22 protein-coding genes, 1 tRNA gene and 1 pseudogene are annotated in these 20,787 nt (G+C 58.9%); 14 read left to right on the top strand and 10 right to left on the bottom strand.

Going from position 1 to position 20,787, the window contains the following annotated elements:
- Window positions 1-20 precede the first annotated feature (20 nt).
- The gene (locus tag BM026_RS09190; RefSeq protein ID WP_093528210.1) at window positions 21-1,049 is read left to right on the top strand and encodes a nucleoside hydrolase; all 1,029 of its coding nucleotides are present in this window, start codon (window positions 21-23) and stop codon (window positions 1,047-1,049) included.
- A gap of 24 nt (window positions 1,050-1,073) precedes the next feature.
- Here the strand turns inward: BM026_RS09190 and BM026_RS09185 are convergent, their stop codons facing one another.
- Entirely contained in the window at window positions 1,074-1,286 is a 213-nt protein-coding gene (locus BM026_RS09185) for a hypothetical protein (RefSeq protein WP_010209115.1), read from the bottom strand.
- Between the two features lie 170 nt (window positions 1,287-1,456).
- On the opposite strand from BM026_RS09185, the gene BM026_RS09180 reads away from it, so the two are divergent.
- A complete protein-coding gene (locus tag BM026_RS09180; protein ID WP_071492213.1) occupies window positions 1,457-1,765 on the top strand; it encodes a hypothetical protein in 309 nt (102 codons plus the stop codon).
- Between the two features lie 143 nt (window positions 1,766-1,908).
- Window positions 1,909-2,229 (top strand): I78 family peptidase inhibitor, encoded by a 321-nt coding sequence (locus tag BM026_RS09175; RefSeq protein WP_092250399.1) that lies wholly within the window; start codon window positions 1,909-1,911, stop codon window positions 2,227-2,229.
- Window positions 2,230-2,302: 73 nt separating this feature from the next.
- On the opposite strand, the gene BM026_RS09170 is transcribed toward BM026_RS09175, so the two are convergent.
- Together BM026_RS09170 and BM026_RS09165 are read right to left on the bottom strand one after the other, a co-directional pair.
- Window positions 2,303-2,515 carry a cold-shock protein gene (locus BM026_RS09170; RefSeq protein ID WP_003234260.1) on the bottom strand — a complete coding sequence of 71 codons (213 nt, stop codon included), beginning with the start codon at window positions 2,513-2,515 and terminating at the stop codon, window positions 2,303-2,305.
- Between the two features lie 289 nt (window positions 2,516-2,804).
- Window positions 2,805-3,119 carry a hypothetical protein gene (locus tag BM026_RS09165; RefSeq protein WP_016978147.1) on the bottom strand — a complete coding sequence of 105 codons (315 nt, stop codon included), beginning with the start codon at window positions 3,117-3,119 and terminating at the stop codon, window positions 2,805-2,807.
- Window positions 3,120-3,486: 367 nt separating this feature from the next.
- On the opposite strand from BM026_RS09165, the gene thrS reads away from it, so the two are divergent.
- From thrS to BM026_RS29540, 11 genes and pseudogenes are all read left to right on the top strand, one after another.
- Window positions 3,487-5,409, top strand: coding sequence for a threonine--tRNA ligase (gene thrS / locus BM026_RS09160; RefSeq protein ID WP_093513072.1), 1,923 nt, complete (start codon window positions 3,487-3,489; stop codon window positions 5,407-5,409).
- On the top strand, window positions 5,409-5,960 hold the full coding sequence (gene infC, locus BM026_RS09155; protein WP_169850653.1) for a translation initiation factor IF-3: 552 nt from the start codon (window positions 5,409-5,411) through the stop codon (window positions 5,958-5,960). Before thrS ends, infC begins: the two co-directional genes overlap by 1 nt.
- A 60-nt stretch (window positions 5,961-6,020) precedes the next feature.
- A complete protein-coding gene (gene rpmI / locus BM026_RS09150; RefSeq protein ID WP_002553160.1) occupies window positions 6,021-6,215 on the top strand; it encodes a 50S ribosomal protein L35 in 195 nt (64 codons plus the stop codon).
- Window positions 6,216-6,245: 30 nt separating this feature from the next.
- On the top strand, window positions 6,246-6,602 hold the full coding sequence (gene rplT, locus BM026_RS09145) for a 50S ribosomal protein L20 (protein ID WP_002553161.1): 357 nt from the start codon (window positions 6,246-6,248) through the stop codon (window positions 6,600-6,602).
- 108 nt (window positions 6,603-6,710) lie between these two features.
- Complete coding sequence (pheS, locus tag BM026_RS09140) at window positions 6,711-7,727, top strand: phenylalanine--tRNA ligase subunit alpha (protein WP_003192486.1); 1,017 nt, start codon at window positions 6,711-6,713, stop codon at window positions 7,725-7,727.
- Window positions 7,728-7,753: 26 nt separating this feature from the next.
- Window positions 7,754-10,132 (top strand): phenylalanine--tRNA ligase subunit beta, encoded by a 2,379-nt coding sequence (gene pheT / locus BM026_RS09135; protein ID WP_093528207.1) that lies wholly within the window; start codon window positions 7,754-7,756, stop codon window positions 10,130-10,132.
- A gap of 3 nt (window positions 10,133-10,135) precedes the next feature.
- Window positions 10,136-10,438, top strand: coding sequence for an integration host factor subunit alpha (ihfA, locus tag BM026_RS09130; RefSeq protein ID WP_002553164.1), 303 nt, complete (start codon window positions 10,136-10,138; stop codon window positions 10,436-10,438).
- A complete protein-coding gene (locus BM026_RS09125) occupies window positions 10,419-10,775 on the top strand; it encodes a MerR family transcriptional regulator (RefSeq protein ID WP_010209127.1) in 357 nt (118 codons plus the stop codon). The genes ihfA and BM026_RS09125 overlap by 20 nt, the downstream gene beginning before the upstream one ends.
- Window positions 10,776-10,865: 90 nt before the next feature.
- Window positions 10,866-10,942: transfer RNA gene (locus BM026_RS09120), tRNA-Pro, on the top strand.
- A gap of 215 nt (window positions 10,943-11,157) precedes the next feature.
- A pseudogene (locus BM026_RS29545) lies at window positions 11,158-11,934 on the top strand (PAS domain-containing protein); the annotation flags it as partial.
- A 99-nt stretch (window positions 11,935-12,033) separates the two neighbouring features.
- On the top strand, window positions 12,034-12,471 hold the full coding sequence (locus BM026_RS29540) for a methyl-accepting chemotaxis protein (RefSeq protein ID WP_371322063.1): 438 nt from the start codon (window positions 12,034-12,036) through the stop codon (window positions 12,469-12,471).
- Between the two features lie 102 nt (window positions 12,472-12,573).
- Here BM026_RS29540 and BM026_RS09110 read toward each other — a convergent pair whose 3' ends face one another.
- The 7 genes from BM026_RS09110 to BM026_RS09080 form a co-directional block, all read right to left on the bottom strand.
- On the bottom strand, window positions 12,574-14,214 hold the full coding sequence (locus BM026_RS09110) for an AMP-binding protein (protein WP_093528205.1): 1,641 nt from the start codon (window positions 14,212-14,214) through the stop codon (window positions 12,574-12,576).
- 25 nt (window positions 14,215-14,239) lie between these two features.
- A complete protein-coding gene (locus BM026_RS09105; protein WP_093528202.1) occupies window positions 14,240-15,520 on the bottom strand; it encodes a GTP-binding protein in 1,281 nt (426 codons plus the stop codon).
- Window positions 15,517-16,179 carry a nitrile hydratase subunit beta gene (nthB, locus tag BM026_RS09100; protein WP_093528199.1) on the bottom strand — a complete coding sequence of 221 codons (663 nt, stop codon included), beginning with the start codon at window positions 16,177-16,179 and terminating at the stop codon, window positions 15,517-15,519. The genes BM026_RS09105 and nthB overlap by 4 nt, the downstream gene beginning before the upstream one ends.
- Before the next feature lie 41 nt (window positions 16,180-16,220).
- Window positions 16,221-16,823, bottom strand: coding sequence for a nitrile hydratase subunit alpha (gene nthA / locus BM026_RS09095; protein WP_092250418.1), 603 nt, complete (start codon window positions 16,821-16,823; stop codon window positions 16,221-16,223).
- Window positions 16,824-16,903: 80 nt separating this feature from the next.
- Window positions 16,904-18,418, bottom strand: a complete 1,515-nt coding sequence (locus BM026_RS09090) for an amidase (RefSeq protein WP_092250421.1) — start codon at window positions 18,416-18,418, stop codon at window positions 16,904-16,906.
- Between the two features lie 118 nt (window positions 18,419-18,536).
- Window positions 18,537-19,406, bottom strand: coding sequence for a transporter (locus tag BM026_RS09085; RefSeq protein WP_092250424.1), 870 nt, complete (start codon window positions 19,404-19,406; stop codon window positions 18,537-18,539).
- Entirely contained in the window at window positions 19,403-20,470 is a 1,068-nt protein-coding gene (locus BM026_RS09080) for an aliphatic aldoxime dehydratase (RefSeq protein WP_093528196.1), read from the bottom strand. The genes BM026_RS09085 and BM026_RS09080 overlap by 4 nt, the downstream gene beginning before the upstream one ends.
- Window positions 20,471-20,787: the final 317 nt, after the last annotated feature.

Below are 20,787 nucleotides of genomic sequence, written 5' to 3'. Positions count from 1 at the left end.
TCAACGACAAGGAGTGTTTTATGCAATATGGTCTTCCCACCCTGAAAAACCTGTTCCGGAGTGTTCTGCTTTTGTCTGCACTCACTGCTGCAAGCGCCCAGGCGGCGGAAAAAATCGACCTGATCATCGACACCGACCCAGGCGCCGATGATGTGGTGGCATTATTGTTTGCCATTGCCTCCGAGGATGAGCTGAACATTCGCGCGCTCACCACCGTCGCCGGCAACGTGCGCCTGGACAAGACCTCCCGCAATGCACGCCTGGCCCGTGAATGGGCGGGGCGCGAGGATATCCCGGTGTACGCCGGTGCGCCCGCACCGCTGCTGCGCACGCCGATCTACGCCGAGAATATCCACGGTAAGGAAGGCATTTCCGGCGTCACCGTGCATGAGCCGAAAAAGGGCCTGGCGGACGGCAATGCCGTTGATTACTTGATCAATACCCTCAGCACTGCCAAGCCGCACAGCATCACCATCGCGATGCTCGGCCCGCAGACCAACCTGGCACTGGCGCTGACCCAGGCACCGGAAATCACTCAGGGCATCAAGGAAGTCGTGGTAATGGGCGGCGCGCACTTCAACGGCGGCAATATCACGCCGGTGGCGGAGTTCAACCTGTTCGCCGACCCGGTCGCGGCTGAGATTGTGCTCAAGAGCGGCGTCAAGCTGACCTACCTGCCGCTGGACGTGACCCACAAGGTTCTGACCAGCGAAGCGCGCCTGAAAAAGATCGCCGACCTCAAGAACAACGCGAGCAAGGTGGTTGGCGATATTCTCAATGAATACGTCAAGGGCGACATGGAGCACTACGGTATTCCCGGCGGCCCGGTGCATGATGCAACCGTTATTGCCTACCTGCTCAAGCCTTCGCTGTTCAGCGGACGTGAGGTCAACGTGGTGGTGGACAGCCGTGAAGGCCCAACCTTCGGCCAGACCATTGTCGACTGGTACGACGGCCTGAAACAACCGAAGAACGCGTTCTGGGTGGAGAACGGTGATGCCCAGGGCTTCTTCGATCTGCTGACCGAGCGCCTGGCGCGTCTGAAGTGATGGGTTGACCGGTCCAGTCGGTTCTTATTCGCGCTCGGGGTCATGTGCCCCCATGTGATCGGCCGGGTATTTCTCGAATATCTGGCCGATGAACGCTTGGGCTGCCTGCGTACCCAGTTCCTTGACCAGCAGGTCGATGCCGATGATTGCCAATTCCTCTGGGCTGCCGGGGCTGTAGGAGCTTTGTCCTTGGGGCCACTTGGCTTTGATATCGGCTTGGAGCGTTACGGTGGTCATGTAGGTCTCACGGGGCTGAAAGTACTGGGCAATGCGCTGGAACGCGGTTCTTACCGGGCCAGTTAACCATTTTGCATCGCGTTTGGCACTGATACTTAGGCATGAGTCGATTCGGCATGACGCTGCTGCTGTGCGACACTGTCCGCCTGTTTAATTGCCGGGGACACCACGTGCAGATCGATTTGAACAACCCCGAAAACCTGACGCTGGCGAATGTGCGCCAGCTCCTCGCCAGTGCCAGTGACGATGAACATGCCCAATTGCGGGTGACCAAGGCCGGAATTGCCTATATCTCTTCAGGGAGGGTTGTCGGTGGCGTGGATATCGATGGGCTGCTGTTCCGGCTGGAAACTTGGGCCAAGGGTTCCGGATACGTAGGGAATGTGGCCGCCAGTGATGAAGTCTGGGTGACACAGATCTTCAATGCACTGAAGGAAAACTGGCCGAAGCCTGCGTTCGACTACATCGACATCTATTGAGCACATTCATATCCGGTCACGATTGAGCGGGCGAATGCCTGTCCCGACTCAGGCAAACTTGCCCGGCGGCGGTTTACGTCTTGAAACCAATCCGCACAATCGCTGTCGCACGATCTCTGTCCATTTTTATCATAGGAGGCTTCATGCCTTGGAAGCTCGCATCATTCGGTACTTTGTTGGCGGCACTTGCGTTGGCGGGTTGCAGCACCCCGGGTGCCTCTGAGCCAGGCAAAGACGCCACCGTGACCGACGCCGGTCATAGCCGCTGTGAGTCGAAGGCCGCCGAATTCACGATCGGCCAGAAAGCCTCGCCCGAGTTGCTGGAGCAGGCGCGTACCCGTGCCGGTGCGCAGAACGCGCGGATCCTCAAGCCGAATGACATGATCACCCTGGAGTACCGCTCCGACCGCCTCAACCTGAACACCGATGACAACCTGGTGATCACGCGGGTCAATTGCGGCTAAGTCTCTCAAGGCTTTTGCAGTGCCCATAAAAAACCCCGTCACATGGACGGGGTTTTTTTAGCTCAGCGGAGAATTACTCGCCGCGAACCTGTGCAGCTTGCATACCCTTTTGGCCTTTCTCAGCCACGAAGGAAACGGTTTGGCCTTCTTTCAGGCTTTTGAAACCGTCGCTTTCGATAGCTTTGAAGTGTACGAACAGGTCGTCACCGCCACCTTGAGGAGTGATGAAGCCGAAGCCTTTTTCATCGTTGAACCATTTAACGGTGCCGGTTTGGCGATTAGACATGGTGTATCTCCAAGAAACATATATTTTCAGTAGTGCTGTGCTGCTCAGGCCAACTGGGCACACCGGGCTATCATAGTCGAAATGTTCGGCTTGGGAGCCCCCCCAAGGCATTGTTTGCTAATCAATAGCGTTGCGTTTAGTCCCTGTTCCGGCTGAAAGCCCCGATCCACGGGGCTTTCGCCCGAAATATCAACTGGTAAAAAAAGCCGTAAAAGCTGCGTAATTTGTGAGAAATGGCAGTTTTACAGCCGTTTTACCGGTAAAAAAATCGTCTGATCTGTGGCGGATCTTACTTTTTCTTCACGACTTTGCAGGACGAAATAGCCGCGACTGCTTTGTTTTTAAGCTCCGGGCTGGCGTTCTGGTTGGTCATGAGCTCTTTGATTTCCGCGGTGCTCAATTCGGCGTTGATCTTGTCGGCGCCACATTCGCAGTGGGCTTTGGCAGTTTTGACGTCTACGTTCTGGCTGGCGGCTGCGCTGCAATCGCTGACGAAGCTGTCACGGGCACCGGCTGGCCAGTTGGACGGAGCGGCCGCCTGTGCACCGAGGGAAAGAAGGGTCAGGGAAGCGGCGAGAGCGAGGGTAGAGGTAAAACGCATCATGAGGATGCTCCTTTGGGTCGAGGACGAACGGCGATTCTCAGTGGGTTTGAGGCATTGCGTACAGCTCAAGTTCACTTTTGCAGCTATAAATGGCGGATTTTGTCGTAACGCAAGATAGCAGCGCCGCGATGACCGTTCATCTGTGCTAGCATCTTGCGCTTGGCTATTTCCAGGCGTGCCAATTGCCGCCTTGCCAGGTTCTTTTTAGCTCACTCCAGTCACTCTGGTTCGATTATCGGTTGGCCGAAAGGCTCCTGCCGCTGTAAGGCAGGCGTTCATCATTGAACGGCCTGGTGTTGGATCTTGTACTGGCTCATCCCAACCCACGTGACCTTTGGTAGGGGTCACCACTAGGAGAGGAGGCGCCATGCCAACTATTACTCTTCCCGACGGCAGTCAACGTTCATTCGATCATCCGGTTTCCGTAGCCGAGGTCGCCGCATCCATTGGTGCAGGCCTGGCCAAGGCCACTGTGGCCGGCAAGGTCGACGGCAAGCTGGTCGATGCCAGCGACCTGATCACCTCCGATACCAGCCTGCAAATCATCACGCCCAAGGATCAAGAGGGGCTGGAGATCATTCGCCACTCTTGCGCGCACTTGATTGGCCATGCGGTCAAGCAGCTGTACCCCACCGCGAAGATGGTGATCGGTCCCGTCATTGAAGAAGGCTTCTATTACGACATTGCCTACGAGCGTCCTTTCACTCCGGACGACCTGGCTGCCATCGAACAACGCATGCACGCGCTGATCGAAAAAGACTACGACGTGATCAAGAAGGTCACGCCGCGCGCCGAAGTGATCGACGTGTTCACCGCCCGTGGCGAAGACTACAAACTGCGCCTGGTGGAAGACATGCCGGACGAGCAGGCCATGGGCCTGTACTACCACGAAGAATACGTCGACATGTGCCGTGGCCCGCACGTGCCGAACACACGCTTTCTCAAGTCCTTCAAGCTGACCAAGCTGTCCGGCGCCTACTGGCGTGGGGACGCGAAGAACGAGCAACTGCAGCGGATCTATGGCACTGCCTGGGCTGACAAGAAGCAACTGGCGGCCTACATCCAGCGCATCGAAGAAGCCGAGAAACGCGACCACCGCAAGATCGGCAAGCGCCTGAACCTGTTCCACCTCCAGGAAGAAGCGCCGGGCATGGTGTTCTGGCATCCGAACGGTTGGACCCTGTACCAGGTGCTCGAGCAATACATGCGCAAAGTTCAGCGCGAAAATGGCTACCTGGAGATCAAGACACCTCAGGTCGTTGACCGCAGCCTGTGGGAAAAGTCCGGGCACTGGGCCAACTACGCCGACAACATGTTCACCACCCAGTCGGAAAACCGCGACTACGCCATCAAGCCCATGAACTGCCCTTGCCACGTGCAGGTGTTCAACCAGGGCCTGAAGAGCTACCGCGAGTTGCCGATGCGCCTGGCCGAGTTCGGTGCCTGCCACCGTAACGAGCCATCGGGTGCGCTGCACGGCATCATGCGCGTGCGTGGTTTTACCCAGGACGACGCCCACATCTTCTGCACCGAGGAGCAGATGCAGGCCGAATCAGCCGCGTTCATCAAGCTGACCATGGACGTTTATCGTGATTTCGGCTTTACCGAAGTCGAGATGAAGCTGTCCACTCGTCCGGAAAAACGCGTCGGCTCCGACGAACTGTGGGACCGCGCCGAAGCGGCACTGGCCGCTGCGCTCGACAGTGCGGGCCTCGCGTACGACCTGCAACCGGGCGAGGGCGCTTTCTACGGTCCGAAGATCGAGTTCTCGCTGAAAGATTGCCTTGGCCGCGTCTGGCAGTGTGGTACCCTGCAGCTCGATTTTAACCTGCCGATCCGTCTGGGAGCCGAATACGTCTCCGAAGACAACAGCCGTAAGCACCCGGTTATGCTGCACCGGGCGATCCTTGGCTCGTTCGAACGGTTCGTCGGGATCCTGATCGAGCACTACGAGGGTGCATTCCCTGCGTGGCTGGCTCCGACCCAGGCAGTGATCATGAATATCACTGATAAACAGGCAGATTTTGCCGCTGAAGTTGAAAAAACACTCAACGAAAGCGGATTTCGTGCCAAGTCCGACTTGAGAAATGAAAAGATCGGCTTTAAAATCCGCGAGCATACTTTGCTCAAGGTTCCCTATCTTTTGGTTATCGGAGATCGGGAAGTCGAGATGCAGACTGTCGCTGTGCGTACTCGTGAAGGTGCTGACCTGGGCTCGATGCCCGTCGCCCAGTTCGCTGAGTTCCTCGCGCAAGCGGTTTCCCGGCGTGGTCGCCCAGATTCGGAGTAATTATTATTAAGCGTGAAATGAGACAAGATAAACGAGCTGCACCGAAAGCCCCGATCAACGAGAATATCTCGGCACGCGAGGTTCGGTTAATTGGCGCTGACGGCGAGCAGATTGGCATCGTCTCGATTGATGAAGCGCTTCGTATCGCTGAAGAGTCCAAATTGGACCTGGTGGAAATCTCCGCCGACGCAGTCCCGCCTGTTTGCCGGGTGATGGACTACGGCAAGTCGATCTTCGAAAAGAAGAAGCAGATTGCTGCGGCGAAGAAGAACCAGAAGCAGATTCAAGTAAAAGAAATCAAGTTTCGTCCAGGGACGGAGGAAGGGGATTACCAGGTAAAACTGCGCAACCTGGTACGTTTCCTGAGTGATGGGGACAGGGCCAAGGTATCCTTGCGATTCCGCGGCCGTGAGATGGCCCACCAGGAGCTGGGGATGGAACTCCTCAAGCGGGTTGAAGCTGACCTGCTCGAGTACGGTTCGGTCGAACAGCATCCTAAGATGGAAGGACGCCAGCTGATCATGGTCATCGCCCCGAAAAAGAAGAAGTAATCAACAGGGCACGGCAGGCCTTCTGATTATGTTTATCAACTGAATGCGGAGTATCCGAACATGCCAAAGATGAAGACTAAAAGTGGTGCTGCTAAGCGGTTTCTGAAAACTGCTAACGGTATCAAGCACAAGCACGCTTTCAAGAGCCACATCCTGACCAAAATGTCGACCAAGCGTAAGCGTCAACTGCGCGGTAGCAGCTTGCTGCATCCGTCTGACGTGGCAAAAGTCGAGCGCATGCTGCGCCTTCGTTAATTTTTGGATCAAGAATAGAGGAAGTAACTCATGGCTCGTGTAAAGCGTGGCGTCATTGCCCGTAAGCGTCACAAAAAAATTCTGAAACTTGCTAAAGGCTACTACGGCGCGCGTTCACGCGTATTCCGTGTTGCCAAGCAAGCGGTAATCAAGGCAGGCCAATACGCCTACCGTGACCGTCGTCAGAAAAAACGTCAGTTCCGCGCTCTGTGGATCGCTCGTATCAACGCTGGTGCACGTGTTAACGGTCTGTCCTACAGCCGTTTCATCGCTGGCCTGAAAAAAGCGTCCATCGAGATCGACCGTAAGGTTCTGGCTGATCTGGCAGTGAACGAAAAAGCGGCGTTTGCTGCGATTGTCGAGAAAGCTAAAGCCACCTTGGCTTAAGTACCCCCGACAGTCACCCTGGGTTACGCTGTAGCCCAAGGTGTTAAACGTCATAAATAGGGGAAGAGCCTTCAAGCTCTTCCCCTATTTTGTATCTGGAGTCTGTACATGGAAAACCTGGACGCGCTCGTCGCTCAAGCCCTTGAGGCTGTGCAAAGCGCTGAAGATGTAAATGCCCTGGAGCAAATCCGGGTTCACTACCTTGGCAAAAAAGGTGAATTGACTCAGGTGATGAAGACCCTGGGGAATTTGCCGGCTGAAGAGCGCCCGCAAGTCGGTGCGCTGATCAACGTCGCCAAGGAGCGTGTCACAGAGGTGCTCAATGCGCGCAAGGCGTCGCTCGAGGAGGCCGATCTTGCGGCCAAGCTCGCCGCCGAGTCCATTGACGTAACCCTGCCTGGCCGTGGTCAGGCCTCGGGCGGTCTGCATCCGATCACCCGGACTCTGGAACGTATCGAACAGTTCTTCACCCATATCGGCTACGGCATCGCCGAAGGCCCTGAGGTCGAAGACGATTATCACAACTTCGAGGCGCTCAACATCCCAGGCCACCACCCGGCCCGGTCGATGCACGACACCTTCTATTTCAACGCGAACATGTTGTTGCGCACCCATACCTCGCCGGTACAGGTCCGCACCATGGAAGCGAACAAGCCGCCGATCCGCATCGTCTGCCCAGGCCGTGTATACCGCAGCGACTCCGATATCACCCACTCGCCGATGTTTCACCAGGTCGAAGGCCTGCTGGTTGATCGCGATATCAACTTCGCCGACCTCAAGGGCACCATCGAAGAATTCCTGCGGGTGTTCTTCGAGAAGGAGCTGGCGGTACGTTTCCGTCCATCGTTCTTCCCGTTCACCGAGCCGTCCGCTGAAGTCGATATGGAATGCGTGATGTGCAGTGGTAAAGGCTGCCGCGTCTGCAAACAGACCGGCTGGCTGGAAGTGATGGGCTGCGGCATGGTTCACCCCAACGTGCTGCGCATGTCCGGTATCGATCCGGAAGAATTCTCGGGCTTTGCCTTCGGCATGGGTGTAGAGCGTCTGGCCATGCTGCGTTACGGCGTGAACGACTTGCGTCTGTTCTTCGACAACGACTTGCGGTTCCTCGCGCAATTTCGCTAGTCGTAACGAATCTTTAGGAGAGCAGGATGAAATTCAGTGAACAATGGCTGCGTGGCTGGGTAAGCCCGCAGGTTAGTCGCGACGAGCTGGTTGCGCGTCTGTCGATGGCCGGTCTTGAGGTCGATAGCGTTACGCCGGCCGCCGGTGTTTTCAGTGGCGTGGTGGTAGGCGAGGTGCTGAGCACCGAGCAGCATCCCGACGCTGACAAGTTGCGCGTATGCCAGGTGAGCAATGGTGCGGAAACCTTCCAGGTCGTGTGCGGAGCGCCCAATGTGCGCCCGGGCCTGAAGATCCCGTTCGCCATGATCGGTGCCGAGTTGCCGGGCGACTTCAAGATCAAGAAGGCCAAGCTGCGTGGCGTTGAATCCAACGGCATGCTGTGTTCCCAGGCGGAGCTGCAGGTCGGCGAGGGCAATGATGGCCTGATGGAACTGCCGGCCGACGCGCCCGTGGGCCAGGACATCCGCGTTTACCTGGAACTGGAAGACGCCAGCATCGAGGTCGACCTGACCCCGAACCGTGGCGACTGCCTGTCCCTGGCTGGCCTGGCGCGTGAAGTGGGCGCTTTGTACAACGCCCCGGTCACTCGTCCGGTCGTTGCAGCTGTACTCGCTGTGCACGACGAAGTACGTCCGATCGACGTGCTGGCCCCCAACGCCTGCCCACGTTACCTGGGCCGGGTGATCCGCAACGTCGACCTGTCCAGGCCCACCCCGCTGTGGATGGTTGAACGCCTGCGCCGCGCTGACGTGCGCAGCATCGACGCTGCCGTCGACATCACCAACTACGTGATGCTGGAGCTGGGTCAACCGCTGCACGCGTTCGACCTTGCCGAAATCAACGGCGGCATCCGTGTGCGCATGGCGGAAGACGGCGAGAAGCTGGTGCTGCTCGATGGTCAGGAAGTCAACCTTCGCGCAGACACCCTGGTTATCGCCGACCACTCCCGCGCCCTGGCGATTGCCGGCGTGATGGGTGGCGAGCACAGCGGCGTATCCGCTACCACTCGCGACGTATTCCTCGAAAGCGCATTCTTCGACCAGATCGCTATCGCCGGCAAGGCCCGTTCCTATGGCCTGCACACCGACGCGTCGCACCGCTATGAGCGCGGCGTGGACTGGAACCTCGCCCGTGAAGCCATGGAGCGCGCCACTGGCCTGCTGCTGGAAATCACTGGCGGCGAAGCCGGCCCGATCACCGAAACCGTCAACAAGCAGTTCCTGCCATCGGTTGCGCCGATCACCCTGCGTGCCAAAAGTGTTGAGCAGATGCTTGGCCTGGTGATCGAACCGGCTGAAATCGAGCAACTGTTGTCCGCCCTCGGCCTGGGCATTTCCGCCGGTGGGGAAGGGCAGTGGAGCGTTGAAGTACCAAGCCATCGCTTCGATATCAGCCTGGAAGTCGACCTGATCGAAGAGCTGGCCCGCCTCTACGGCTACAACCGCCTGCCGGTTCGTTACCCGCAAGCGCGCCTGGCGCCGCAACCCAAGGCCGAGGCGCGTGCGCACCTGCCTGAGCTGCGTCGCCTGCTGGTTGCCCGTGGCTACCAGGAAGCGGTGACCTACAGTTTCATCGATCCCAAGCAGTTCGAACTGTTCAACCCTGGCGTCGAGCCGCTGCTGTTGGCGAACCCGATCTCCAACGACATGGCGGCCATGCGTTCGTCCCTGTGGCCAGGCCTGGTGAAAGCACTTTCCCATAACCTGAACCGTCAGCAAGACCGCGTGCGCATGTTCGAGAGCGGCCTGCGTTTCGTTGGCCAGCTCGATGGCCTGAAGCAAGAGCCAATGCTGGCTGGCGTGGTGTGCGGTAGCCGCCTGCCGGAAGGTTGGGCGCAGGGCCGCGATGCCGTGGACTTCTTCGACGTCAAGGCTGACGTGGAAGCGGTGCTGGGCTTTGCCGGTGCACTGGACGCCTTCACCTTCGTACCAGGCAGCCATCCGGCGTTGCACCCAGGCCAGACAGCACGCATCGAGCGCGAAGGGCGTTTGGTAGGTTTCGTCGGTGCCCTTCACCCTGAACTGTCGAAAACCCTCGGCCTTGATCGTCCGGTGTTTGTGTTCGAACTGGTCCTGGCTGAAGTGGCTTCGGGCAAAATGCCTAAATTCAGCGAGCTGTCGCGCTTCCCTGAAGTGCGCCGTGACCTGGCGCTGATTGCCGACCGTGACGTGGCTGCCACTGCCGTTCTGGATGTAATCCGTGAAAATGCAGGGGAATGGCTGACAGACCTCAGGCTATTTGACGTCTATCAGGGTAAAGGTATTGATCCGCATAGAAAAAGCCTTGCAGTTGGCTTGACCTGGCAGCATCCATCGCGCACTCTTAATGACGATGAGGTGAATGCCACGACACAAAATATCCTCACCTCGCTCGAACAAAGGTTGAACGCCACGTTAAGGAAGTGACGTATGGGGGCTTTGACGAAAGCTGAGATGGCGGAACGTCTGTACGAAGAGTTGGGTCTGAACAAGCGCGAGGCCAAGGAATTGGTCGAGCTGTTTTTTGAAGAGATCAGACACGCTCTGGAAGACAACGAACAGGTCAAATTGTCCGGTTTCGGCAATTTTGACCTGCGGGACAAACGCCAGCGGCCTGGCCGCAATCCAAAAACGGGAGAAGAAATCCCGATCACGGCTCGCCGTGTGGTCACCTTTCGTCCAGGGCAGAAGTTGAAGGCCCGAGTTGAGGCTTATGCTGGAACCAAGTCATAACGACGAGCTACCCGTCATCCCAGGCAAACGCTACTTCACCATTGGTGAAGTCAGCGAGCTTTGTGCGGTAAAGCCGCACGTGCTGCGCTATTGGGAGCAGGAGTTTCCTCAGCTCAACCCCGTCAAACGCACCGGGAACCGTCGGTATTATCAGCGCCAGGATGTGCTGATGATCCGACAGATCCGAGCGTTGCTCTACGATCAGGGGTTCACCATCAGCGGCGCGCGTCAGCGTATGTCCGGTGATGAAGCCAAAGACGACACCACCCAATACAAACAAATGATCCGCCAGATGATTGCCGAACTCGAAGATGTGCTGGTGGTTCTGAAAAAGTAATTCCGGCTTTTAAAATACTTCCACATTTCAAAAGCTTGCGGTATATTCCGGTTCGCTTCGTCAAGAAGCAAACCCAGTAACACGCCTAGTCGGGGCGTAGCGCAGTCCGGTAGCGCACTAGCATGGGGTGCTAGGGGTCGAGTGTTCGAATCACTCCGTCCCGACCATTATTCCTGAGTAAAATCAGACTCTTAAGCCGATCAGATAGATCGGCTTTTTTGTGCCTGCACAAAACTTCTCGTTGATTTCGCTGATGTTCAGATCCGGAACTGCCTCGGACCAGATGATTTCCCCATGGGTCCCGCTGATAGTTCTTGGTCATGCCCTCAATTTGCGCCATGAGACGCCGATACGATAGGTATGACCCAAGAGGCGATGTCCTATGTTCAATGCAAGCCTTAAGAAACAGCTTCAATCTCAGACCAGTGAACTGTTAGAGCTTCGCCAACTGCGTGATGGCCTGAACCGTGAAATGCTGACGTTGAGTATCGACTCGTCGTTTAACATCACGGCCTGCAACGAAAACTTTGGAAATACGCTGGGCTACGCTCCGGATCAGCTTGTCGGTCGCGCCATGGCCGAGATTGTTCCCTCGTATGTCTCCAAACTGCCGTGCTTTCATAACTTTCGAGCGGCGGTGGCCGCGGGTAAGTCAATCAGCGACGATTACAGATACCTTCATGCCAATGGTTCGTTGGTGTGGATTCATGCACATTGGCAGCCAATCATGGACGCGAGCGGCCAGTTGAGTCATGTCACGTGCTACGCGACGAACATTACCTCCCGAGTGGAAAAAGCCTCGGAAAATGCGTCGTTCATTGAGGCGTTATTACGTTCCACTGCGGTGATCGAGTTTGATCTCTCCGGGCATGTACTGATGGCGAATGATCAGTTTCTACAAGCCATGGGCTACAACCTGGGACAGGCAAAAGGGAGCCATCACCGGGTTTTCTGTAAACCGGAGCTGACTTCGTCCCAGGCGTACAAGGACTTCTGGGCAAAGCTGAACAGAGGTGAATTTGTTGCCGGCCGGTTCGAACGTATAGACAGTCGCGGCCAAACGGTGTGGCTGGAAGCGACCTACAACCCGGTTTACGACACCGAAGGCAATCTTTGCAAAGTGGTGAAGTTCGCCACGGTAGTGACCGATCAAGTGGCCCGTGAGCAAGAAGTAAGCGGGGCCGCCCAGACGGCATTTGAAATTTCTCAGCAAACGGATGTCAGCGCTCAACGAGGCGCAGTCGTCGTCAACGATACGATGCATACCATGCGTAAGATCGCCGTTGATATGCAGGCGGCCTCCGGGGGAGTAGAAGCGCTGGGCAAACAGTCATTGTTGATCAGCTCGATTATTCAGACGATCAGCAGCATCGCGCAGCAAACCAATCTTCTTGCTTTGAATGCTGCGATTGAAGCGGCTCGCGCAGGTGAACAAGGTCGAGGATTTGCCGTTGTGGCTGATGAGGTTCGACAATTGGCGGGCAGAACCAGCACGGCGACTGAAGAAATCGCGTCGGTTGTCTTGCAGAATCAGAAGTTGGTCGATGAGACCGTCGCTGAGATGGCCAACAGCAAGTCCCAAGCCGAGCAAGGCCTGGAACTTGCCACTCAGGCAGGCCAGGTGATTGTTGAAATCCAGGACGGTGCCAAGCAAGTAGTCGACGCCGTGGGCAGGTTTGCGACCCAGTTGGCTTAGGGAGCGAAAGGGCGCGCCACAGCTGTCATCAAGGATGGGGCCTGGACACGGCCCTGCGCTGAAACGCCGGTCGGCTCAGCACAGGAACCATCCGCCCCTGAGTCATGTGTCGAGTGCGTGCTGTTTGGCTATTTCCTGGTTGCGCAAAATAAACCGCTGCAACTTTCCACTCGGTGTCTTGGGTACTTGTTCGACGAATTCGATTTCCCGCGGGTAAGCATGTGCAGCCAGGCGCTCTCGCACGTGCAGGCGCAGGACTTCCGCCAATTCGGCGCTGGGCGAATACTGGCCATGCAATACGATAAACGCCTTGATCAGTTCGGTGCGCTGCGGGTCGGGTTTGCCGATCACCGCGGCCTCGACCACCGCCGGGTGTTCGATCAACGCGCTCTCGACATCGAAAGGCCCGACGCGATAGCCCGAGGTGGTGATCACATCGTCGTTACGGCCGACGAAGCTGATGCTGCCGTCGTCATTCAACTCCACGATATCGCCGCTCAAGTAATAGCGGCTGACGAAGGCGTTGGTCGGCATCGCGAAGTAGCCGTTGAACCAGCACTGCGGCGAACGCTCGCGGTCCACCGCCAGCACGCCAGGCTGGCCAGTCGGCAATTCTTGGTGGGCGTCATCCAGCACGACAATCCGGTATCCCGGCACCGCATAGCCGGCCGAGCCCTCACGTACCGGGTGGCGTAGCCCATGATGATTGCACAGCACCATGCCGATTTCGGTCTGGCCGTAATGGTCGTGGATGACCACGCCGAGCTGTTCGGCAAACCAACGGATGACTTGCGGGTTGAGCGGCTCGCCGGCGCTGCTGACGATACGCAGATGGCCGCGCACGGCGTCGGCGAACTCGGCTCCTGCCGCGATCAGCAGGCGATAGGCTGTCGGCGAGCCGGCCAGGTTGCGGATGCCGTATTTGGCGATGATCCGGCAGGTACTCTCCACCGAAAACGGCCCGTCATAAAACAATGTGGCATGGCCACATGCCAATGGACCGGTCACCGCGTAGTACAGGCCATACGCCCAGCCAGGGTCGGCGAGGTTCCAGAATGGCTCGTCCTCACGCAGGTCGATTGCATCACGCATATAGCCCTTGAAGGCCAGGAGGGCGCTTAAAGGCACTTCCAGCGGTTTGGCCGGCCCGGTGGTGCCCGAGGTGCACATCAGCAGAAAAGGCGCACTGGCATCCAGCAACTCGGGTGCGCATTCGGTGTGTTGATGACCCAGTGCACTCCAGAAATCGTAATCGCCCGGGGCCCGTGCATGATCGTCGGTCACCAGGATGCCTGGGCAGTCCGGGATGTCATCCAGCTTGGAACGGTTGTGCGCGTCGGTCACGATCCAGCGTGCCTTGGAGCAGCCCAATCGCTGCTCGATCGCCTTGGGACCGAATGCGGTAAAAAGCGGCTGGTAGACCGCGCCGATACGCCAGGTGCCCAAGATGGCGATCAACAGTTCAACCGTGCGTGGCATCAGACCCGCGACACGCTCTCCGGGCTTGACTCCCTGTTCCCGCAGAAAATTGCCGAAGCGCGCAGCGTGGGCCTGCAGTTCGCTGAAGCGGTAATGCGTGGCACGGCCATCCCGCGTTTCGCAATACAACGCCACGGCATTTGCGTCGGCGTGGCGGTCGCAGCATTCGACGCAGGCATTCAAGGCATTCAGCTCGCCCTGCAAATCCTGCGCGGCCAGGCGTAAAAAATCGAAGGAGTTCACTGCTGAGTCGTAATCGCGCATAACGTACCTGATTGTTATTGTTGGATTAGGTGCTTTGCCCACGCCCATGGTGCGGGGGGGAGGTTGCCCCAGCCTGCAAGGCGGCCGACAGGGCCTGTGCGTCAAAGGCAGCCGCCCCCGGCAGGGCTCGCCAGGCCGACGGCCCGGCGGCGATTTCCTCGGCACTGAGCAGGCAGTGGTCGAGTTCACGCTGTAAAGCATGGGTGTCGAGATCCTGGCCGATGAACACCCACTCCTGCCGACAGTCGCCGACGATGCTGTCCCACTTGGCCATGATGCTCTGCAACCGGTATTCATCCCGGGGCCACTGCGACTGCTCGATGAAGTTCCACCAGTGCCCGACGTAGTCCCACTGGAACTGCGCGCCGCTCTGCGCCAGCAGGCCGGTTTCCAAGTGTCGGCTGGCCAGCCAGAAATACCCTTTGCTGCGTAACAGGCGGCCGTTGCTCCAGGGCCGTTGGAGGAAATCGAGCAAGCGTTGTGGATGGAAGGGCGCGCGTTCGCGGTATACCCAGGACGTCACGCCGTAGGTGTCCGACTCGGAGGCCGGAGCGTCTTCAACCTCCATTTTCCTCATCCAGCCCGGCGACGCCGCAAGGCTGGGCAAGTCAAACAGATGGGTGTCGAGGAGGCGGGTCAACTCGACCTGGCCGTGGGCCATTGGCATGATCCGGGCGGTCGGATTAAGGCCTGTGAGAATCGCCCGCACAGCCTGATAACCCGGCTCGTCGATCAGGTCCCGTTTGTTGACGAGAATGACGTTGGCGTACTCCACCTGCTCGATCAGCAGGTCCGCCAGAGGACGCGCAGGGGTGCTCTCCTGTGTGTCGTCGCGGGCCACGGTGTCCGGTGACGCGAGTAATGCCTGAAAACGGCTGCCATCGACCACCGTCACCAGGGTGTCGAGCCGTGCCAGTTCGCTGAGGCTGAAGCCTTCAGCGTCAAGGAAGGCGAACGTCTCGGCGACCGGCATTGGCTCCGAGATGCCCGTGGATTCGATGAGCAGGTAATCGAAACGCTGCTGACGCGCCAGGGCACTGATCTGTTCGAGCAGATCGGCGCGCAGCGTGCAGCAAATGCAGCCGTTGCTCATTTCGATCAGCTCATCGCGACCACGGTGCAGCGACACGTCGCGCTGCACCTCGGCGGCATCGATATTGACCTCGCTCATATCATTGACGATGACCGCCACCCTCAGGCCTTCGCGATTGCGCAGGATATGGTTGAGCAGGGTGGTCTTGCCGGCACCGAGGAAGCCGGAGAGCACCGTCACCGGCAGTCGGCCCGCCTGGGTGCCGTCCATCATACGTTCACCGTTCGAGGGGCATCGACGCGGTCCAGGTAGCTTTCGAACAGATCGACCACCACGAAGCCGTCGTCTGCCGCATCGCCCCACAGATCTTTCACGGCAAACTCCACATGGTAGGTCGGCTGATGCGCCGCGCTTGTATCGCCATGGCCGATCGCGTCCGGGAACGGCCATTTTTCCGACGTGCGATGCAACACCACGCCTTGCTTGCCGCGCACATAGGCCGGCATGCGGATATGCCCGGCCACGTACTCGTCGCGCACGACCACGCGGTCACCGACCTCAAACGGCGCTCGATCAGTGATCGCCGCACGACCTCCAGCCTGTGCCGGGTTTGCCAGCTTGAAGTGAGAACCCAAGGCCTGGTCGAGCTCCGCCTGGGTGATGACGCCCGTTTCGACCAGCAGGGTGGCGGTCGCGATGACGTAGCGTTCGTAGTACTGGGTGCCGACATGTTGGCGAACGTCCAGGCGTTCGACGGCATGACGCACTTCGTCCACGCTGAACTTCTTCAAATGATCGGCCCCGACGAACATCAAGCTGTAGGCCAGGTGCTCCCAGTCCTGCTTGAATACCTGTTTGTAGTCCAGGCTATTGATGGTGTGAGGGACTTTGCCAAAGCCTTGGAAACCGCCGAGATCGTGAAAGCCATCCATAATAGAAACTCCGGGAGTTGAACGATGATGCGTGGTTTTTCTCAGCCAACGCGGGGCAGGGCGACGCCGATCAGCACGTCTTTGGTCACGAGTGCCTGAAGCTGCGCCTCACTCATGTGCTCGGAACCTTCAGGCCTTACCGGCAACACCAGGTAGCGGGTCTCGGCGCTGGTATCCCAGACCTTGACCACCACGTCGGTTGGCAGCTCCGTCCCCAGTTCTTGCAGCACCGTGCGCCCCTCCCGGACCAGGCGTGCACGGAACTCGAAGCCCTTGTACCACTCGGGCGGCAGGCCGAGCACCGGCCAGTTGGTGCAGGAGCACAAGCTGCAGACAATGACGTTCTTCACCTGCGGCGTGTCTTCCAGCGCGACGATGTATTCGCCCTGCGGTCCGGTATAGCCGAACTGGGCACACGCAGCGGTGCCGTCCTTGAGCAACAGCGCCCGGAATTGCGGATCGACCCAGGCCTTGGCGACCACACGGGCGCCGTTCTCCGGGCTCCAGCCGTGCTCCATCAATTGCGTTAGCTGCTCGACGTAGCCCTCCGGGATAAGGTCCTTGCTCTTGAGGACTTGAAACAATGCCCAGGCTCGTTCACCCGGGGTTGAAGTGCCCGCAGGCGTGGAATTGGATGGACTCATGGGGTATCTCCTATCAGTCAACGCGGTTGTGGAGTGGTTGAAACGTGTCGGTGTTTCTTATTGTTTTCCAGGTTGGGCGCTCAGAGCGTGCGCCAGTCCACCGTGGCTTCGAACGCCGCCGCGGCCTGGTAGATCGTGCCTTCGCCGTAGTGCCTGGCTACCAGCATCAGCCCGACGGGCAGCCCGTCCACCAGGCCGCAGGGAATCGACATGGCCGGATGCCCGGTGATGTCTTGTGGCGCGGTATTGCCGATCATTTCCAGGGCGCGCGCCACGTATTCAGTGATCGAACAGCCCGCTGGCGGGTGGGGCTGGGCGGTGATGGGCGTGGTCGGCATCACCAGCAGGTCATAGCTCTGCAAGGCCTTGTCATAGCCTTGCCGGGCGAAGCGGGCGAGGTTCTGTGCCTTGGCGTAATACCGCCCGTTGTAGTGGGTCAGGCCGTACTGGCCGACGAACATGCACAGCTTGAGCGACGCGGATAACTGGTCCGCCTGGTCGCGCCAACCGGCCTGTTTGTCCAGCAGGCCGACGTCGTACAGGCCTTTCCAGTTAAAGCCCGCGCCGTTGCCGTGCATCATCTGCATGGTCAAGCCTTCGCAACCGATGGGATGCCACAACGAACCTGCCAGGTTGTGTTCGGGAACGGACACCGGCTCGACATGGGCGCCCAACGCTTCGAGACGGGCGATAGCGTCGCGCACCTTGTCCGCCACGCGCGGGTCCTGATTGGCCAGCGCGAACCCCTCCTGCAACACGCCGATTCTGAGCCCGCTCACGCCCCGCGCCAGGTAACTGCAATAGTCATCGACCTGGGGCGCCGCCTGGCGTGGGTCGAGGCCATCGGAACCGGCCATGGCCTGCAGCATCAGCGCGTTGTCGTGCACGTTGGCGGAAATGGGGCCGACATGATCGATCGTCGCTTCAATCGCCATGATGCCGGTGTAGGGCACCAGGCCATGGGTGGGTTTCATGCCGTAGGTGCCGCAGAAGGCCGACGGAATGCGGATGGAGCCGCCTTGATCGCCGCCCACGGCGATGTCGACTTCACCAGTGGCGACCAATGCCGCGCTGCCCGATGAAGACCCGCCGGCGGCATACCCGTGGCGATGGGGGTTGTGTACCGGGGCTGGGTCAGAGGTATGGCTGCCGCCCGACAGACAGTAGTGCTCGCAAGTGGCTTTGCCGAGGATGGTCGCGCCGGCATCGAGCAAACGCGTGACCACGGTGGCATCGAAGCCCGGCACAAACCCTTCCAGCGGTGCGGCGCCGTTCATCATCGGGACGCCGGCCAGGGCGATGTTGTCTTTGAGCGCGACGGTTTTACCGGCCAGCAGGCCGCTACGGGCGCCATTTACTTCAGTCCGGTAGTACCACGCGTTGAGCGGGTTTTCCTTGGCCGAGGGACGATATCCTGAGCTGCGCTCGTAACGTATCGGCGGAACGAAATCACACAGTTCGTCGACCAGGTCGTATGCATCGAAACTCGGTTGCATCAGGTCCAGGTAGGACGCCGCCTGTTCGTGGGTCAGTTGCATGTTCAACTGGGCCGCAATGGCTAACAGCTGATCAAGCGTGGGACGAGTAATGGCCATGATTTTCCTGTCTTTTTATCGATTCAGTCCGGGTAGCAATGGACACCAAATTAGGCCTCTATCACTGTGTTCGCATGGTTGAGCAGGACACGCATTTGGCTGAAAAGGACAGCGCCACTCAGAACACTTTCAAGACGCGCAGATTCAGGCGTGCACCTTCCCTGAAGCCTTGCTCCACCTCGATATCCCTGCCGAGCTGCGCCTGGACCTGCAAGGTTGGATCGATAAAGTGCGTGACCGTGAAACGTGCATAGGACGTCGATACGCCATCGTGCTGGTCAACGCCGTCGACGCTGGTTGCGGCCCCGGTGACATAGCCTCCGCCGAGGGCGAACGTGGTGCTTGGGGTCCAGTTGTAGCGCACGGCGGCCTGGTACTCGTAGCGCGTGTTTTCTTCGAGTTTTGCGCTGCTGGCGCCGTAGTCGTGATTGGTCGAAACCCAGGACACGTCTGCTACGGTGTCCAATGCCCACTGCGCTGAGAAGTGGTGGATATAGGCTGCTTGTAGCGTCGCCCGCCAGCGATTCTCGCCCAGGTTCAAGGCATCGTTTTTGTCGTAGCTGCCCACGGGGATGTACAGGTAGGGGGCCAGGGCAAATACATCTTTGTTGGCGGTGGGCAGTGTCCACTTGAGCGGGGCGGTGAGAATCGGGTCGCCCACGCCGTGGGCATCGCCCAGTGCGCCGACATCGCCAGCGGCGTTCATGTAGCCGAACGGCAGCAATATCTGCGGTTCCCATGAAAGGTTTTCGCCGAGGCCTACGGCATGGATGTAACGCAGGATCCCTACGTCGGAGCTGAGCTTGGCGTTGTCCGAGGTTCGATGGCCGTTCTGATACAGCTCGGACCGGTCGGTGTGCTGGTAGTAAAACAGCACCGCATCGGCCCCGGCGGGCAGCGGCTCGAAATCCCCCGGCGCGACTTCAAGGGCCTGGCTTTTGGCAAATGGCAACATCCCCAGCACCAGCACGAGTCGACTCACTTTCATGGCCGTTCTCCTTGTGCGGCGGCGGCATCGCGCAGCATTCCGGTGTGCGGATGGCAGTTGATGTACTCGAAGATCTGGCTGTTGGCGTCTGACACTGACACTTCGTGGTACAGCCGCAACTTTTTCAAACCGGCGGCCACGCGGAAGAACGTCACGAAAATACGCAGGTGGGTCGGGTGGGATTCGGCCCAGCGCTCGAGTTTTTCCACCGAGCGCCAGTGGCCGATGTTGTAGCTGATATCGAGAAAGTTGCCGTCCAGGTCGATATTGCGCACGAACCGATTGCTGTAGCAGCCCAACGGCTGGCCGTTGTCACGCAGGAAGTCCATGCCGTCCTGCAAGGTTGGCAGAATTTCGTCGAGGTACAGCGCGCGCTCATCCGCCTCGGCGTCCGCCCAATCCTGGCCGGAACGAATCAGCGTGAGGTTGTCATGCCCCAGCACCACCACCCGTCCGCCCCTGGCAGGATCACCGCTGATCACTTGCAGCTCACTGGTAGGCTTCATCCAGTCGGTCTGGGAGATCGGAAAGCGGTCGCGCATCGAGCCCCAGTAACCGTGCTCTTCGATTTCGCCGCTGGTCTTGTCCATGACTGCGCCGACACCGGGCAGATTGTCCTGGAAGGCGTACAGCGTCTCGAACTGCTCCGCGCGCGGTGCGCTGATTTCACGAAAATAGCCCAGCCCGTCGTCGAGGCGATCCTGGGAGGCCCACCAGTCGTTGACCGGTGCGCAGCGTAACCAGCGGCAGTGAGCTGCCGGGTCTTTCCAGTAGCCGACCACCATCAGGTTATCGAAGCCGCTGTTGTCGGTGTGGTGGGTCACGTCATGGTTCTGCGGGCCATCGGCGAGGCTGAAGCTGTCGACGATGTGACGCATGGCCTGGAGCGCGGCTTCGCGCTGCGCTTCCCCTCGGTACTGCACGCCGAAGTAAGCCATCACCACCTGTTCCAATTGCTCGTCGGCGCGTGCAACCCACATGGCAAAGGGGGGCTGGTACTCTTCGGGCACACGGCGAGACAGGGTGCGTGGGCATTTGAGATGTGTGTCGATTGCAGATTCCATGTTGCGCTCCTCGTTATTTTCGTTCAGGTCTGCGGGTGGGCATCAGTGCTGGGGCGACGGGTCGCGCTTGGCGGTCTGTCGTCGGCGCAGCAGCTTCATGGCCCCCCACTCAATCAACCAATAAGCCGACTCTTCAGGCACGAGGTCGCGCCTCTGCAAGAGCCAGGAGGCATCAGCCGAAGGGTGTGAACAGTGTCGATGCATGGCGTGCCTCATCAGCGGGGGGGGGGGGGTGAGCTGCTGTGAGGTGGAAATTAGGCGTGACGGCAAGGCGGCGCTTGGTTCGTCGAGACAACCGTTTGGTTGGAAGAGACAAC

Source organism: Pseudomonas sp. NFPP24 (assembly GCF_900112095.1).
In the GTDB taxonomy this organism is placed as follows: Bacteria; Pseudomonadota; Gammaproteobacteria; order Pseudomonadales; family Pseudomonadaceae; genus Aquipseudomonas; species Aquipseudomonas extremorientalis.
Note: the sequence above shows the minus strand (reverse complement) of the source record. Positions and strands in the feature narration are given on the sequence as shown.